Origin of the sequence: Streptomyces sp. NPDC001513, assembly GCF_042894695.1 — a bacterium.
In the GTDB taxonomy this organism is placed as follows: domain Bacteria; phylum Actinomycetota; class Actinomycetes; order Streptomycetales; family Streptomycetaceae; genus Streptomyces.
Genome location: NZ_JBIAVU010000009.1, coordinates 94,753 through 109,657, shown reverse-complemented (window position 1 = coordinate 109,657; position 14,905 = coordinate 94,753). Strand labels below are relative to the sequence as shown.

The 14,905-nt window shown below is 72.2% G+C and carries 16 protein-coding genes; 12 read left to right on the top strand and 4 right to left on the bottom strand.

Going from position 1 to position 14,905, the window contains the following annotated elements:
- Nucleotides 1–117 precede the first annotated feature (117 nt).
- The 5 genes from ACFYZ4_RS21155 to ACFYZ4_RS21135 all read left to right on the top strand — a co-directional run bounded on the left by ACFYZ4_RS21155 (nt 118) and on the right by ACFYZ4_RS21135 (nt 3,977).
- Nucleotides 118–2,292 carry an ATP-dependent DNA helicase UvrD2 gene (locus ACFYZ4_RS21155; protein WP_390784549.1) on the top strand — a complete coding sequence of 725 codons (2,175 nt, stop codon included), beginning with the start codon at nt 118–120 and terminating at the stop codon, nt 2,290–2,292.
- A 167-nt stretch (nt 2,293–2,459) separates the two neighbouring features.
- Nucleotides 2,460–2,786, top strand: a complete 327-nt coding sequence (locus ACFYZ4_RS21150; protein WP_384347168.1) for a hypothetical protein — start codon at nt 2,460–2,462, stop codon at nt 2,784–2,786.
- A gap of 186 nt (nt 2,787–2,972) precedes the next feature.
- Nucleotides 2,973–3,344, top strand: coding sequence for a WhiB family transcriptional regulator (locus ACFYZ4_RS21145; RefSeq protein WP_351295252.1), 372 nt, complete (start codon nt 2,973–2,975; stop codon nt 3,342–3,344).
- Nucleotides 3,341–3,670, top strand: coding sequence for a hypothetical protein (locus ACFYZ4_RS21140; RefSeq protein WP_351295249.1), 330 nt, complete (start codon nt 3,341–3,343; stop codon nt 3,668–3,670). The genes ACFYZ4_RS21145 and ACFYZ4_RS21140 overlap by 4 nt, the downstream gene beginning before the upstream one ends.
- A 100-nt stretch (nt 3,671–3,770) precedes the next feature.
- On the top strand, nt 3,771–3,977 hold the full coding sequence (locus tag ACFYZ4_RS21135) for a hypothetical protein (protein WP_351295246.1): 207 nt from the start codon (nt 3,771–3,773) through the stop codon (nt 3,975–3,977).
- Nucleotides 3,978–4,002: 25 nt separating this feature from the next.
- Here ACFYZ4_RS21135 and ACFYZ4_RS21130 read toward each other — a convergent pair whose 3' ends face one another.
- Together ACFYZ4_RS21130 and ACFYZ4_RS21125 are read right to left on the bottom strand one after the other, a co-directional pair.
- A complete protein-coding gene (locus ACFYZ4_RS21130; RefSeq protein ID WP_390784548.1) occupies nt 4,003–5,331 on the bottom strand; it encodes an ABC1 kinase family protein in 1,329 nt (442 codons plus the stop codon).
- Between the two features lie 55 nt (nt 5,332–5,386).
- A complete protein-coding gene (locus ACFYZ4_RS21125) occupies nt 5,387–6,529 on the bottom strand; it encodes a ThiF family adenylyltransferase (protein WP_384347172.1) in 1,143 nt (380 codons plus the stop codon).
- Nucleotides 6,530–6,656: 127 nt separating this feature from the next.
- On the opposite strand from ACFYZ4_RS21125, the gene ACFYZ4_RS21120 reads away from it, so the two are divergent.
- From ACFYZ4_RS21120 to ACFYZ4_RS21105, 4 genes are all read left to right on the top strand, one after another.
- Nucleotides 6,657–7,295: a M48 family metallopeptidase gene (locus ACFYZ4_RS21120; protein WP_384347174.1), complete on the top strand. Its 639-nt coding sequence runs from the start codon at nt 6,657–6,659 to the stop codon at nt 7,293–7,295.
- Nucleotides 7,296–7,434: 139 nt separating this feature from the next.
- Entirely contained in the window at nt 7,435–9,081 is a 1,647-nt protein-coding gene (locus ACFYZ4_RS21115) for a TerD family protein (protein ID WP_390784547.1), read from the top strand.
- A gap of 20 nt (nt 9,082–9,101) precedes the next feature.
- On the top strand, nt 9,102–9,782 hold the full coding sequence (locus ACFYZ4_RS21110) for an AIM24 family protein (RefSeq protein ID WP_351295279.1): 681 nt from the start codon (nt 9,102–9,104) through the stop codon (nt 9,780–9,782).
- 17 nt (nt 9,783–9,799) lie between these two features.
- A complete protein-coding gene (locus ACFYZ4_RS21105; RefSeq protein ID WP_351295231.1) occupies nt 9,800–10,555 on the top strand; it encodes an AIM24 family protein in 756 nt (251 codons plus the stop codon).
- A 76-nt stretch (nt 10,556–10,631) separates the two neighbouring features.
- On the opposite strand, the gene ACFYZ4_RS21100 is transcribed toward ACFYZ4_RS21105, so the two are convergent.
- Nucleotides 10,632–11,162, bottom strand: a complete 531-nt coding sequence (locus ACFYZ4_RS21100; RefSeq protein ID WP_390784546.1) for an NUDIX hydrolase — start codon at nt 11,160–11,162, stop codon at nt 10,632–10,634.
- Nucleotides 11,159–12,583, bottom strand: coding sequence for a zinc-dependent metalloprotease (locus tag ACFYZ4_RS21095; protein ID WP_390784545.1), 1,425 nt, complete (start codon nt 12,581–12,583; stop codon nt 11,159–11,161). The genes ACFYZ4_RS21100 and ACFYZ4_RS21095 overlap by 4 nt, the downstream gene beginning before the upstream one ends.
- Nucleotides 12,584–12,775: 192 nt before the next feature.
- On the opposite strand from ACFYZ4_RS21095, the gene ACFYZ4_RS21090 reads away from it, so the two are divergent.
- The 3 genes from ACFYZ4_RS21090 to ACFYZ4_RS21080 all read left to right on the top strand — a co-directional run bounded on the left by ACFYZ4_RS21090 (nt 12,776) and on the right by ACFYZ4_RS21080 (nt 14,896).
- The gene (locus tag ACFYZ4_RS21090; protein WP_351295222.1) at nt 12,776–13,933 is read left to right on the top strand and encodes an SDR family oxidoreductase; all 1,158 of its coding nucleotides are present in this window, start codon (nt 12,776–12,778) and stop codon (nt 13,931–13,933) included.
- Between the two features lie 159 nt (nt 13,934–14,092).
- A complete protein-coding gene (locus tag ACFYZ4_RS21085; protein WP_351295219.1) occupies nt 14,093–14,554 on the top strand; it encodes a molybdenum cofactor biosynthesis protein MoaE in 462 nt (153 codons plus the stop codon).
- Between the two features lie 144 nt (nt 14,555–14,698).
- Nucleotides 14,699–14,896: a hypothetical protein gene (locus ACFYZ4_RS21080; protein ID WP_319723032.1), complete on the top strand. Its 198-nt coding sequence runs from the start codon at nt 14,699–14,701 to the stop codon at nt 14,894–14,896.
- The last annotated feature ends 9 nt before the right edge of the window (nt 14,897–14,905 follow it).

Genomic DNA, 14,905 nt, shown 5'->3' with positions numbered 1-14,905 from the left:
CCCCGCCGCCATTCCCGTACGGGCGCCCCCGCGCGGCCGGTGTGACTGATACGACGGATACGTGCCGCCTGTGGACGGTTTTCCCGCCCGCCCCACGAGACCTGGCAGCATGGCGGGGTGACATCAGCAACGCACTCCCCATCGTTCCCGGGTGGCCCCGGCTCCGCCGACTCGGCCGACGCGGTGCTCCTGGGCCTGGACCCGGAGCAGCGCGAGGTCGCGACGACCCTGCGCGGGCCGGTGTGCGTGCTGGCGGGCGCCGGCACCGGCAAGACCCGCGCGATCACCCACCGCATCGCCTACGGCGTCCGCTCCGGCCAGCTCATGCCGGCCAGTGTGCTGGCCGTCACCTTCACCAACCGCGCCGCCGGGGAGATGCGCGGACGCCTGCGCGCCCTCGGCGCGGGCGGGGTGCAGGCCCGGACCTTCCACTCCGCCGCCCTGCGCCAGCTCCACTACTTCTGGCCCAAGGCGGTCGGCGGGGACGTGCCGCGGCTCCTGGAGCGCAAGATCCAGCTCGTCGCCGAGGCCGGCGCGCGCTGCCGCATCCGGCTCGACCGGGGCGAGCTGCGCGACGTCACCGGCGAGATCGAATGGGCCAAGGTCACGCAGACGGTGCCCGCCGACTATCCGGCCGCCGCCCTCAAGTCGGGCCGCGAGGCACCCCGGGACATGGCCGAGATCGCCCAGATCTACGGGACGTACGAACAGCTCAAGCGCGACCGCGGCATGATCGACTTCGAGGACGTGCTGCTCCTGACCGTCGGCATCCTCCAGGACCGCCACGACATCGCCGAGCAGATCCGCGCCCAGTACCAGCACTTCGTGGTCGACGAGTACCAGGACGTCAGCCCCCTCCAGCAGCGGCTCCTGGACCTCTGGCTCGGCGACCGCGACAGCCTCTGCGTCGTCGGCGACGCCAGCCAGACGATCTACTCCTTCACCGGCGCCACCCCCGACCACCTGCTGAACTTCCGCACCAAGTACCCGCAGGCCACCGTGGTCAAGCTGGTCCGCGACTACCGCTCCACCCCCCAGGTGGTGCACCTCGCCAACGGGCTGCTGAACCAGGCCAGGGGACGCGCCGCCGAGCACCGGCTGGAGCTGATCTCCCAGCGCGAGACCGGCCCCGACCCGGTCTACGCCGAGTACGCCGACGAGCCCGCCGAGGCCGAGGGCGTCGCCCACCGGATCCGGGACCTGATCGCCGCGGGCGTCCCGGCCGGCGAGATCGCCGTCCTCTACCGCATCAACGCCCAGTCCGAGGTCTACGAACAGGCCCTCGCCGACGCCGGGGTCCCCTACCAGCTGCGCGGGGCCGAGCGGTTCTTCGAGCGCGCCGAGGTCCAGAAGGCGATCCTCGCGCTGCGCGGAGCCGCCCGCTCCGGCGGGAACGACCCGCTGCTCGACGACGTCGTGGAACTGGGCTCCCAGGTCCGGGCGGTGCTCAGCTCCACCGGCTGGACGAACGAACCGCCCGCCGGCTCCGGCGCCGTGCGCGACCAGTGGGAATCCGTGGCCGCGCTGGTCCGGCTCGCCGAGGACTTCGCCCGGAACCGGCCGGGAGCCACCCTGGCGGACCTCACGATCGAGCTGGACGAGCGCAAGGCCGCCCAGCACGCCCCGACCGTCCAGGGCGTCACCCTGGCCTCCCTGCACGCGGCGAAGGGCCTGGAGTGGGACGCCGTGTTCCTCGTCGGGCTCACCGACGGCATGCTGCCGATCACGTACGCGAAGACCGACGAGCAGGTCGAGGAGGAACGCCGGCTGCTCTATGTCGGCGTCACCCGGGCGAGGCTGCACCTGACGCTCTCCTGGGGCCTCTCCCGGGCTCCGGGCGGCCGGGCCTCCCGTCGCCCCAGCCGCTTCCTGAACGGCCTGCGGCCGGGCTCCGCGGTGCCTCGCAGCGGGCCGGGCTCCGCGGCCGAGAGCGCGCCGCGCAAGCGGGGCCGCCGCGGCCCGGTGCTGTGCCGGGTCTGCGGCAAGACCCTGACCGAGGCCGGCGAGCTCAAACTGATGCGCTGCGAGGACTGCCCGTCCGACATGGACGAAGGGCTCTACGAGCGGCTGCGGGAGTGGCGTGCGGGCCAGTCGAGGGAGCAGGGGCTGCCCCCCTACTGCGTCTTCACGGACAAGACGCTGATGGCGATCGCGGAGGCCGCGCCCACCGAGCCGGGCGAGCTCTCCATGATCTCCGGAGTGGGTGGCCGTAAGCTTGACCGCTACGGAGCCGAGGTCCTGGCCATATGTGCAGGTCAGGAGCCCGAGCCCGAGGATCCTGCCGACGCGTAGAAACTCGTCGGAAAAATAGTTTGCACATGCCCAGCGAAGACCCATAGGTTCTTAGCAACGGAAACGGTGGCTTCTCCGAAGCCCTGGATCCGTGCTGTACTTATCCGAATACGCATGGGACAGGCCCCCGGGCCCCGTCCCCGAGACGCCGAGAGGAGGCGAGACCAGTGACCAGCTTCATGACCTTCACCAAAATGACCGATCGCTCGGTCGACGCTTCCTGCCTGCTCGGTTCCGTCTCCCTTCCGGGTACCGGTGTGTCCGCGATTTCCGCCGACCGCCCCGCCCTGCTGGCGACCCTTCCGGTCAGTGAGCGCAACGAGCGACCGACCCTGGCACCGGTGGCAGTACTGGCAGCAGAAGCTCAGGCGCACGGCGCCTATGGCTTCGCGGCCGCAGCCGGTGCCGGAGCCAAGACGAAGCAGACGAAGAAGCAGCAGCACCACCTGATGTGGGCCTTCCGCGGGCTCGAACCCTGGAGTGATCCAGTCTGATCGCATGATCAGGCCGGCGCCTTCAGGGCCGCGGAACCCCACCCGGGATCCGCGGCCCTTCTGTTTGTCCCCGAACAGGGGGCGACGCAGTGAAGGGGCCTCGGGACTGGCAGAACCAGGTGACAGCCGAACCCGGCCGACCGGCCGGAACGACTAGCCGACCAAGACGACGAGGAAGAAACCACCGTGCAACTCGAAGCGCACGCCCCGTCCGTAACGCAGACCCACACGATCTCCCCGCCCGCAGTCCCGGAGGACCACACCTTGACCCCGCTCACCGCGCTGACCGCGCTCGACGACGCCATCGAGAACCTCGGCGTACCCGTTCCCTGCCGCACCTTCGACCCCGAGGTCTTCTTCGCCGAGTCCCCGGCCGACGTCGAGTACGCCAAGTCGCTCTGCCGCACCTGCCCGCTGGTCGAGGCCTGCCTCGCCGGAGCGGTCGAGCGCCGCGAGCCCTGGGGTGTCTGGGGTGGCGAGCTCTTCGTCCAGGGTGTCGTCGTCGCCCGCAAGCGGCCCCGTGGCCGTCCGCGCAAGAACCCGGTTGTCGCGGCATGACCGCCATCGGAACCATCGACCGCCCCCTGACGCACGACCCCCTGAAGCAGGCCCTCATGACCGCCCACATCACGAGCGAGCAGCCCCACGGCGCCGCCCACGCAGACTTCATCACCGCCGGCGCGAACACCTCGCGTCAGAACAGGACCCGCGAAATGCAACTCATCCCAGAAGCCCTGGCTCGTGCCCATATGGACGAGCTCATGCGTGAGGTGGACGTCGAACGTCACGCCGTACGCCTGGTCGCCGCCCGCCGCATGCAGCGGCGTGCCGAGCGCGTCTCGCTGCGCGCCCGCCGTGCGCTGGCCATGGCCGTCATGCACTAAGAGCTGAAAACAGCGTCCCCGGGGGGACCGGTCCGAACGGACCGGTCCCCCCGGTGCGTTGCGGACGGCAGTCCACCCCTCACGGGGATATCGTCTGGAGGTGGACCAGCCGACTCCCCACCCCACCCCGTCGGAATCCGAGGCCCAGCCCGTCGTCTGCGCGCGCTGTGGCACAGAGTCCCCCGACGGCGCCCCGCCCACCTGGACCTGCTCGGTGGAGAACGGGACCAGACAGTACTTCTGCGTCGACTGCGCGCGCGCCAACCTCCGGGCGATCGAAGGCAGGCTCGACTCCTCCTGGTGGTGACCCCGGGGTCCCGGACCCTACGGAGTCACTCGGCGGAGGCGAACCCCGGCAGCCAGGCGTCCAGTTCGTCCCGCAGCCGCACCGTCGCGCCCAGCTGGCACAGCACCCCGATCGTGCTCAGCGTCACCCGGTGGATCAGCAGGTACGAAGGCGGCAGGTTGATCTGCCGGCCCAACTGGTGCGCGGGGGAACGAGGATCGGCGATCCGCGCCGCCTGGCCGCGCAGCCACGGCCGGGTGAAGGTGAACTCATCGGCCTCGGCCGGCTCGATGATCGGCTTGAGGTAGTCCAGCACCGCGTCGGGGTCCAGCTCGATGGACTCCTTCACGAACCCCTCGGCGCGCAGGTGCCCGTAGACCCCCTCGGCGTCACCGTCCAGGGTCATCCGCAGCGACCTGCCGATGGACTTGGGCCAGCCACCCGGCAGCCGGTCGACCGTGCCGAAGTCCAGCACGCCCAGCCGCATCCGGCCGTCCGCCCCCGGTATCAGCCGGAAGTTGCCCGGGTGCGGATCCGCGTGCAGCAGACCGGTGCGCGCGGGACCGGAGAAGAGGAACCGGGCCAGCAGCTGTCCGGCGCGGTCGCGCTCCTCCTCGGTGCCGTCCGCTATCACCTCCGACAGCGGGGTCCCCTCCATCCACTCGGTCACCAGCACCTGGTCGCCCTGGTGCACGACATCCGGCACGACCACGTCCGGATCGTCCTCGAAGGCGTCCGCGTGGGTCCGCTGGGCCTCGGCCTCCAGCTCGTAGTCGAGCTCCTCGGCGACCCGGTTGCGCAACTCCTTGATCAGCGGCTTGATCTCCATGCCGGGGATCAGCGGCCCCAACAGCCCCGCGAACCGGCCCAGCTGCTTCAGGTCCGACAGCAGCGCCTCACCGGCCCCCGGGTACTGGACCTTGACCGCGACCTGCCGGCCGTCGTGCCACACCGCCCGGTGCACCTGCCCGATCGAGGCCGCCGCGGCCGGCTTGTCCTCGAACTCCTTGAACAGCTCCCGCCAGTCCGCGCCGAGACGGTCCGCCAGCACCTGGTGCACCGTCGCCGCGGGCAGGGGCGGAGCCGCCTCCTGGAGCTTGGTCAGCGCCGCCCGGTAGGGCCCCGCGACCTCCTCGGGCAGCGCCGACTCGAAGACCGACAGGGCCTGCCCGAACTTCATGGCACCGCCCTTCAGCTCCCCGAGGGTGCGGAACAACTGCTCGGCGGTGCGCTTCTGGAGCTCGCTCGCCACGATCTCCGCGGACTTGCCCCCGATCCGCTTGCCCAGCCCCCAGGTGGCCCGTCCCGCAATGCCGAGCGGCAGCGCGGCCAGCTTGACGGTGCGGGTGACCGCCTTCCGGGGAAGATCAGACATACGCCCCTCCATTTCCCAGACAGCTGGGCCGCGAACAGCGGTTCTCCGCATCCTGTCATGGCCACCTCGCGGCTCGGAGGAGGGCACCTTCCCCGGGTTCCCGCGCGGTGTCCGTGCGCTCCGCGTGCGCCCCGCAGGGGCAGTCGGGGCGGGGGTGGACCGGGGTGGGCTCCCAGTGGAGGGAGGGGAGGGCGGCCTCCCAGCGGGTGGCGGTGGACGCGGGCAGTTCACCGTCGAGGAAGGAGAGCGCGTGGGCCGCGGCCAGGCCGGCCACCGCCGTGGACAGCCCCAGGTCGCAGGCGGCGCCCGCACGGCGGCGGTGGGCCGAACGCCACTGGACCAGCATCCGCGGCCAGGCCGCGTCCCGGTCCACGCGGTCGCGCTCCATGCACCCCGCGCAGGCCGTCACCCCCGGCAGGACCAGCGGCCCCACCAGCCCCGTCCCCTCCAACACCCCCGCGTACAGGTGCGGGATGCCGGTGGCGACCCAGTCGGCCGCGGTGTCCGGATCGGGCGCCCAGGCGTGCAGCCCGTCCCGGGGCGCGACCACCACCAGGGCCAGCCGCGGCTCCGCCCCCTCCTCCTCCCCGGCCCGCGGGGCGCGCCCGGGGGCGGACCCGCGCACCAGCTTCCCCGCGGCCTCGGCCCGCAGCCGGCCCACGCTCCCGGGATCCAGCCCGCCCGGCGCCACATCGGCCGGCTCCACCCGGCCCCCGTCGAGCACCTCGACCCGGCCCACGCCGGCACCCGCCAGGACCGCGGCGATCACGGCGCCCACCCGTCCGCTCCCGCGCACCCGCACTCGTATCGCCCGGCGCGCGGCGACACCCCGCAAGTCCCCGCCCGGCTCCCGGTGGACCAGGGAGAGGGAGGCCAGATCGGGCCCCAGCCGCTCCAGGGCCTCCGGATGACCGCGCACGGCCTGGGCCCGCGGGCCGCCCGCCGTCGCGTCGTCGAGCAGGCCGGCTCCCGCCAGCCGCCTGACGAGCGCGTCGGCCTGGCCGTCCGGCAGCCCCATGCCCGTGGCCTCGGCCCGCAGCAGCTCCATCCCCCGCGTCCCGTCGATCCGGTCGATGAGCGCACCCGTCGCCGTGTCCACCGGGCCGAGCGCCACCGCATGGGCGGGGGTCACCCCGAACTGCACCGTCTCCCGGTCCCGCCAGGCCCGCGCCAGCGCGGGCTTCACCTTCGGATACATGACCGATCCCCCTCGATTTCCCCTGCGGACTCGAGCCGCCCCTTTTTACGGCTCTCCCGCAACACTGCCCGTCCCCCGGAATCCATGCGCGAATTTGTCCACAGGCGAGGGGTATTAGGCATATGAGATGAAGGGAAATGCCGTTCCCGATATCGGCTCGGCATCGCTCACGTTCGAACCCCGGACGGGCGGGACTTCGGCCGCCGCCACCGGGTACCGTCGTGGCGTGTCCGCCGATCCACCGCAGCGAGCCGTCGAAGTCCGCCGGAGCGCGCGCCGCCGCAGGACCGTATCCGCCTATCGCGAGGGTGACCGTACGGTCGTCCTCATCCCTGCCCGGATGTCCGAGGCGGAGGAGCAGCGCTGGGTGGGTGTCATGCTCGACAAGCTGGCCGCCCAGGAGAGCAAACGCACCCTCGGGGACGCGGAACTCACCGAGCGCGCCGCGCGCCTGTCCGAGCAGTACTTCGGCGGACGCGCACGCCCCCAATCGGTCCGCTGGGTCACCAACCAGAACACCCGCTGGGGCTCCTGCACCCCGGCCGAAGGCAGCATCAGGCTCTCGCACCGCATCCAGGGCATGCCGGAGTACGTCGTCGACTACGTGCTCCTGCACGAGCTCGCCCACCTGCTCGTGCCCGGCCACGGGCCCCGTTTCTGGGAGCTGCTGGAGGCGTACCCGCGCACCGAGCGGGCCCGCGGGTACCTGGAGGGAGTGGTGGCGGCCGAGCGCCTTCCGACGGTTCCCGGCGCCCGCGACGAATGAACCGGAAGGTCCTGTACCCACCCGTCATGTCACACAGCGTGATATGTACCGGGTCGGTACCGACTTGGCCGGATGTCGGCAGTTGCCGTTAGCCTGAGCGGCACGTATTCACAGTCGGGATGGGGGACGGTCGTTACGTATGGCCAGGGAATTCCAACGCGGCCACAAGGCCAAGATCAGTGATCTCACGGCGGGCACCGATCTGTACGTAGGCGTCCAGATCGCCGGGCCCGGACTCACCTTCGACATCAGCTGTTTCGGGCTCGACGTCAATGAGCAGCTGTCGGACGACCGCTACTTCGTGTTCTTCAACCAGCCGAAGTCGCCGGAAGAGTCCATTCAGCAACTCGGCACGCAGTCCGGTGACACCGAATCCTTCCGGGTGACCCTGGACCGCATTCCGGCGTCCATCCACAAGCTGTCCTTCACCGCCACGCTCGACGGCGCCGGACAGATGTCGCAGATCGGTCCGGGCTACATCCGGATCGTGGCCGGCGGCGAAGAGGTCGTCCGGTACGCCTTCACCGGCTCGGAGTTCACGACCGAGCGGGCCGTGATGCTCGGCGACTTCTACCTCAAGGACGTGTGGCGCTTCGCCGCCGTCGGCCAGGGCTTCGACGGCGGGCTCGACGCGCTGCTGAGGAACTTCGGCGGCGAGGTCGCCGAGGAGGCGCAGCCGGCGCAGCAGGCACCCGCCGCGGCCGCGCCCGGGTTCGCCCCGCCGCCGCAGGCGGCCGCCCCGGCGCCGTCCTTCGGCGCCCCGGCGCCCGCCCAGGCACCCGGGCCCGCGCCGTCCTTCGGCGCCCCCGCGCCCGCGCCCGCCGCGGTCCCGCAGCCGCAGTACCAGCAGCCCGCCGCCCCGGCCCCGGTGCACGCCGCGCCCACCATGGCCGCGCCGCTCGCCCCGCCGGCCCCCGCCCCGTACGGGCAGCCGCAGCCGCAGCAGCCCTCGTACGGCCAGGTCCCCGGACAGGTCCCCGGCTACCCGGGCCAGGTCCCGCCGCCCGCCCCGGCCCCCGCGCCCTACGGGCAGCAGCCGGGCTACGGCCAGGTCCCGGGCCAGGTCCCCGGGCAGGTTCCGGGCCAGCAGCAGCCGGGCTACGCCCCCCAGGCCGCCCCCGCCGGCGCCGGGCTCGCCGCCGCGCTCCAGCCGTACAAGGAAGCCCCCACGGGCGCCCGCTGGACCCCGCAGAACGCGCAGCTCATGCGCGTCGACCTGGCGATGGGCGGCCAGGCCGTCCTCGCCCGCCAGGGCAGCATGGTCCTGTACCAGGGCAAGGTGGACTTCAGCTACAAGGGCGCGGGCTTCGCCGGCCGCATCGTCGGCAACGCCACCGGCCAGGAGATGCAGCTCATGCGCTGCACCGGCCGCGGCCAGGTCTTCCTCGCCGAGGACGGCTCCCACCTGCACGCCATCGAGCTCCAGGGCGACGGGATCTGCGTCTCCGCCGAGGCCGTCCTCGCCTTCGACGAGACGCTCCAGCACGAGGTCCGCCGCATCGAGGGCCACGGCATCCCCGGCGGCGCCCTGTTCACCATGCAGTTCCAGGGCACGGGCACGGTCATCGTCAAGACGCACGGCGTCCCGGTGGTCCTGCCCGTCACCCCGACCACCTTCGCGGACAGCAACGCCATCGTGGCGTGGTCCGCCGCCTCGCAGGTGATCCTGTCCAGCCAGGTCCGGCTGCGGCGCAACGCCTACCCCGGCCACAGCGGGGAGACCGTGAACCTCCAGTTCCGCGGCGCTCCCGGCAACTTCATCGTCGTCCAGCCGTACGAGGTCTGAGGGAGCCCGACATGAACGCAATGAACCAACAGCTCGCGGGCTTCGCCCCGACGCCCGTCACGGCCCGCATGGAGAACCACGGCCGGGCCATGCTCAAGGTCGCCATGCAGAGCGGCCAGGACCTCTTCGCCCGCACCGGCTCGATGGTCGCCTACGAGGGCTTCGTGCAGTACGAGCCCAACCCGCCGGCCGTCCGCCAGATGGCCTCGCAGTGGATCACCGGCGAGAGCGCACCCCTGATGAAGTGCACCGGCGACGGCCTGCTCTACCTCGCCGACTACGGCGCCGACGTCGTCGTCATCAACCTCCAGAACGACTCGCTCTCGGTCAACGGCACCAACCTGCTCGCCTTCGACGCGCACCTCCAGTGGGGCGTCGAGCGGGTCAAGGGTCTCGCCAAGTTCGCCGGCCAGGGCCTGTTCAACGTGCAGGTCGCGGGAACCGGCTGGGTCGCCCTGACCTCCCGCGGCACCCCGATCGTGGTCGACTGCGGCCGCGGCGAGGACGAGACGTACGTCGACCCGGACGCGCTCGTCGCCTGGTCGCCGAATCTCAAGGTCAAGGGCAAGCGCAGCTTCAAGGCCTCGTCGATGATCGGCCGGGGCAGCGGGGAGGCCTACCAGATGGCCTTCTCCGGCCAGGGCATCGTCGTCGTACAGCCCAGCGAGGACAGCACCGACCGGCTCCGGGTCCGGGGCTGAGGGGGAGCGGACACATCATGCAGAGCTCACTTTTCGCCCACGCCGAGGCCCAGTCCCAGGACCGGTACGCGATCCAGAACCCGCAGCTGCTGCGGGTCTCGCTGACCGGCTCCGACGACGTCCTCGCCCGCAAGGGCGCGATGGTCGCCTACCAGGGCCTCATCGACTTCGACGGCGAGTACCAGAGCACCGGCCAGCGCAATGCCCGCAGCCGCACCGGCGAGGGCCTGGACCTCATGCGCTGCTCCGGGCAGGGCACGGTCTACCTGGCCAACCTGGCCCAGTACGTGCACGTCGTGGACGTGGACCAGGAAGGCCTCACGGTCGACAGCAGCTACGTGCTGGCCCTGGACTCCACCCTGCACACCGAGGTCATCGCGGTGGACAGCCAGTACGGGATCTCCGGTTCCGGCAAGTACCAGCTCAACATCACCGGCCGCGGCAAGGTCGCGCTGATGACCTCCGGGCAGCCGCTGATGATGCAGGTCACGCCCGACAAGTACGTCAACGCCGACGCGGACGCCATCGTCGCCTGGTCGACCTCGCTGCGCGTGCAGATGCAGGCCCAGACGCACTCCAGCGGAGTCTGGCGGCGGCGCGGCAACACCGGCGAGGGCTGGGAGCTCAGCTTCCTCGGCACCGGCTTCGCGCTGGTGCAGCCCAGCGAGGTGCTGCCGCCGCAGAACGCCCAGCTCGGCCAGGGCGCCGCCGCCCAGTTCGGCATGGGCCAGCACGGCTCCCACGCGCAGAACCAGAACAACGCCTGGAACTGATCCCGGGCGACTGATCGCAGGCAGGCGAAAGGGGCGGTCCCGCGAGGGACCGCCCCTTCGTCGTGCGTACCCGGGATCACCCCCCGAGCCGTGCCAAGGTCGCCTCCAGCAGCCGCACCACCGAGGCATCGGCCACCGCCGCCACCTCCTCGTACGGGAACCAGCGCAGGTCCAGCGACTCCTCGCTGATCTCCGCCTCCGCGCCGGCCGGAGCCAGCGCCGCGTACTGCACGTCCAGGTGCCAGTGACACGGCCCCGGGATCGGATGCCGGTCCAGGCGCACCGGACCGCCGGGCAGCAGGCTCAGCCCGGACGCGATGCCCGACTCCTCGCAGGCCTCGCGCAGCGCCGTCGCCTCAAGGGTGTCGTCGCCGGGCTCGCAGTGGCCGCCCATCTGCAGCCACATGCCCAGCTTCTTGTGCAGGGTCAGCAGTACGCGCCTCCGCGCCGGGTCGATCACCAGCGCGCTGCCGGTGATGTGCCCGGCCGTGCACGGCTTGTAGACCCCGTCCGGATGGGCGGCCAGGTGCTCCAGGTAGACATCGCGCAGCTCGGGCTGGCCCTCGTAGCCCTTCAGGACCAGGACCGCGTCTTCGTGCAGGCTCACTTCTTCTCGTCGCCGTCCTCGTCGTGCCGGTCGCGCTGCTCGCGCTGCTCGGCGGCCTCGCCGAGCATCTTGTCGATCTCGGAGAAGTCCAGCTGCTCGCGGTGCACGAAGCCGTCCGGGTCGTCCAGGTCGGAGGCCGTCGGCAGCATGTCCGGGTGCTCCCACAGCCCGTCGCGGCCGTCCACACCGCGCGCGTCCGTGAGCGAGGCCCACAGCCGGGAGGCGTCGCGCAGCCGGCGCGGGCGCAGCTCCAGGCCGATCAGCGTCGCGAAGGTCTGCTCCGCCGGGCCGCCCGAGGCGCGCCGCCGGCGCATGGTCTCGCGCATCGCGTCCGCCGAGGTCAGCCGGGGCTTGGCGGCCTCGTGCACCACCGCGTCGACCCAGCCCTCGACCAGCGCGAGCGCCGTCTCCAGGCGGGCCAGGGCGGCCTTCTGCTCGGGGGTGTCCTGCGGCTGGAACATGCCGCCCTGCAGCGCTTCCTGCAGCTGCTCCGGGTTCGACGGGTCGAGCTGGCCGACCACTTCCTCCAGCTTCGAGGTGTCGACCTTGATGCCGCGGGCGTAGCCCTCGACCGTGCCGAACAGGTGCGAGCGCAGCCACGGCACGTGCGCGAAGAGCCGGGCGTGCGCGGCCTCGCGCAGGGCCAGGTACAGCCGCACCTCGTCCGCGGGGACGCTCAGGTCCTTGCCGAAGGCCTCGATGTTCAGCGGCAGCAGCGCGGCCTTGCCGGCCGGGCCGAGCGGCAGCCCGATGTCCGTCGAGCCGACGACCTCGCCCGCGAGCGTGCCCACGGCCTGGCCGATCTGCTGGCCGAACATGGCCCCGCCCATGGAGCGCATCATCCCGAGCAGCGGGCCCGCCATGGCCTGCATCTCCTCGGGCAGCACACTGCCCATGGCCGCGCCCACGCGCTCGGCGACCGGGTCCACGAGCTCCTTCCACACCGGAAGGGTCGCCTCGACCCACTCGGCGCGGCTCCACGCGACGGAGGTGGTGGCGCCCGACGGCAGCGAGGTCACGCCGTCCAGCCAGTGGTCGGCCAGGCGCACGGCCTCCTCGACGGCCGACTTCTCGGCGATGCCGACGCTCGTGTCCTTCACGCCGTCCGCCGTGCCCTGCGCGACGGTCTGGCGGGCGATGTCCTTGGCCATGTCCCAGTTCACGGGACCGCCCTCGTAGCTCAGCATCTGGCCGAGCTGCTGGAAGGCCGCACCGAGGTCGTTCGGGTTCATGGAACCGAACATCGCGGCGAACGGATTGTCCGCGCCGCCGGGACCGCCCGCGCCGCCCGGCAGGCCCATGCCGGGGAACCCGAACGGATTCGGGCCGCCCTGACCGCCCTGATTGCCCTTCTTCTTGCCCTCGTCGCCGTTGTCCGGCTCCTCCGGCGGAAGGCCGAATCCGAATGGGGTGTCGCTCACGGGTTTCCTCGGCTCGTAGGGCCGCCGGCGGGTGCCGACGGGCAATGGTCCGACAACACCACCCAGCGTAGACACCCGGCCCGCATACGGGCTCGGTGCTCCGCCGACTCCTGGGCTGCGGCAGGATGGACATCACCTGGTGGGTACGCGTCACGGCGCGTCCCTACTGAAGACAACCGCTGGAGACGCCCGGTGAGTTCCCCAGATCCGCAGTTTCGCGCGATGAACGACGACGAAAACCGCCCTGAGCACGGCGACAGCGCCCAGGGCGTTCGCCAGCCGCGAAACCCGGCCGTGCGCGGCCCCGTGATCGCCGTGACCGGCGCCGCGTCGGGTGTCGGGGCGGCCCTGGTGAGCCGGCTGGCCGCCTCCGACGAGGTCAAGCAGGTCGTCGCCATCGACGAGCGGCGGGGCGACTGCGCGGCCGCGCAGTGGCACATCCTGGACGTACGGGACCCCGCGATCGCCGAGAAGCTGCGCGGCGCGGACGTCGTCGTCCACCTCGCCCTCGACCTGGACCTGGAGACGGACCCGGCGGCCCGTACGGCGTACAACGTGCGCGGGACCCAGACCGTCCTCACGGCGGCCGCCGCGGCCGGCGTGCACCGGGTCGTGCTCTGCACCTCGGCCATGGTCTACGGGGCCCTCCCGGACAACGACATCCCGCTTTCGGAGGACTCCGAGCTGCGGGCCACCGCCGAGGCCACCGGCGTCGGCGACCTGCTGGAGATCGAGCGCCTCGGCCGCCGGGCCCCGCGCGCGCACCCGGGCCTGAACGTCACCGTGATCCGCCCGGCGGTCCTGGTCGGCGGCACCGACACCGCCCTGACCCGGTACTTCGAGTCCCCGCGGCTGCTCGTGGTGGCGGGATCCCGTCCCACGTGGCAGTTCTGCCACGTCGAGGACCTGGTCAGCGCCCTGGAGTACGCGGCCCTGGAAAAGGTCGAGGGCGAGCTGGCCGTGGGCTGCGAGGGGTGGCTGGAGCAGGAGGAGGTCGAGGAGCTGAGCGGCATCCGCCGCATGGAGCTCCCCTCGGCGGTCGCGCTGGGGGCGGCGGCCCGGTTGCACCGGATCGGCCTGACCCCGTCCCCGGCCGGTGACCTCGCGTACACGATGCACCCGTGGGTGGTCAGCGTCAGCGGGCTGCACGCGGCGGGGTGGCGGCCGCGCTGGACCAACGAGGAGGTGCTCGCCGAGCTCCTCCAGGAGGTCTCGGGGCGCCACACGGTCGCGGGCCGCCGGCTGGGCCGCAGGGACGCCGCCACGGCCGCGGGTGCGGCGGGTGCGACGGTGGCGCTGCTGGGTGCGGCCGCCGCGGTCCGCCTGGCGCGCAAGCGGCGCGGGATCTGACCCGCGGGTCAAGGACCGGGGCTCCGCCCCGCACCCCGCACCCCGCGCCCCAAACGCCGGCGTGGCCGGACCGGATTGGTAGGAGGCTCCCAAGGGGGCGGGTTCGGCACGGGCGAAACTGCTATTTCGCCTCGTCAGCCACTAGGGCACGATGAAGGCATGGCACCGCACTTCGACCACCCCGGCGAGCAGGCCGCTCAGGACCCGATCCGGCTGCTCGAGATCCGTGACACCCCGCTCTCGATCGACGAGGTCTTCCAGGCCGTCGGCGACGACGCGACGGGAGGGACGACGCTCTTCGTCGGCACGGTGCGCAACCACGACAGCGGCGCGGACGTCGACTCGCTCGGCTACTCCTGCCACCCGACGGCCGAGGCCGAGATGCGCCGGGTCGCCGAGCGCGTCGTGGCCAAGTTCCCCGTCCGCGCGCTGGCCGCCGTGCACCGCGTGGGCGACCTCGCCGTCGGCGACCTGGCCGTCGTCGTCGCCGTCTCCTGCCCGCACCGCGGCGAGGCCTTCGAGGCCTGCCGGATGCTCATAGACGACCTCAAGCACGAGGTCCCGATCTGGAAGCACCAGACCTTCGCCGACGGCACCGAGGAGTGGGTCGGCGCCTGCTGAGCCCCGGGCGCGGAGCGGTCCCCGCAGGGGGGTAGCCTCGCACCCGTTCGGCCGCGCAACACGCCCTCGATTTGCGTAACCCCCCCACGGGCACGAGCGTTGAAGCCACCAACGAAACGTAGTTCGGGGTAGGGAGGCAGGCCCATGGCGTCTTTGGCGTGGTTGCTGATTCCGCTGTTCGCCGCGATAGGTGCGGCGATATGGGGCAGCTGGGCGGCACGCGACCGCACGCAAGGTGACATATCCGAGCTCGCCGGCTACGCGCGGTTCCGCGAGGCCATGGGCAACGCCGATCAGGCCAGGGCGAAGGCAGAGGCCCACTCGGGTTCCGACGCCGTCTGACGGGACCCC

What these genes read in the sequence shown, in the direction of transcription:
- ACFYZ4_RS21140 (WP_351295249.1), top strand. Translation starts at nt 3,341, where the DNA reads ATGACCGCCATCGGAACCATCGACCGCCCCCTGACGCACGACCCCCTG.
- ACFYZ4_RS21130 (WP_390784548.1), bottom strand. Translation starts at nt 5,331, where the DNA reads ATGTCTGATCTTCCCCGGAAGGCGGTCACCCGCACCGTCAAGCTGGCC.
- ACFYZ4_RS21125 (WP_384347172.1), bottom strand. Translation starts at nt 6,529, where the DNA reads ATGTATCCGAAGGTGAAGCCCGCGCTGGCGCGGGCCTGGCGGGACCGG.
- ACFYZ4_RS21120 (WP_384347174.1), top strand. Translation starts at nt 6,657, where the DNA reads ATGAAGGGAAATGCCGTTCCCGATATCGGCTCGGCATCGCTCACGTTC.
- ACFYZ4_RS21115 (WP_390784547.1), top strand. Translation starts at nt 7,435, where the DNA reads ATGGCCAGGGAATTCCAACGCGGCCACAAGGCCAAGATCAGTGATCTC.
- ACFYZ4_RS21110 (WP_351295279.1), top strand. Translation starts at nt 9,102, where the DNA reads ATGAACCAACAGCTCGCGGGCTTCGCCCCGACGCCCGTCACGGCCCGC.
- ACFYZ4_RS21105 (WP_351295231.1), top strand. Translation starts at nt 9,800, where the DNA reads ATGCAGAGCTCACTTTTCGCCCACGCCGAGGCCCAGTCCCAGGACCGG.
- ACFYZ4_RS21085 (WP_351295219.1), top strand. Translation starts at nt 14,093, where the DNA reads ATGGCACCGCACTTCGACCACCCCGGCGAGCAGGCCGCTCAGGACCCG.
- ACFYZ4_RS21080 (WP_319723032.1), top strand. Translation starts at nt 14,699, where the DNA reads ATGGCGTCTTTGGCGTGGTTGCTGATTCCGCTGTTCGCCGCGATAGGT.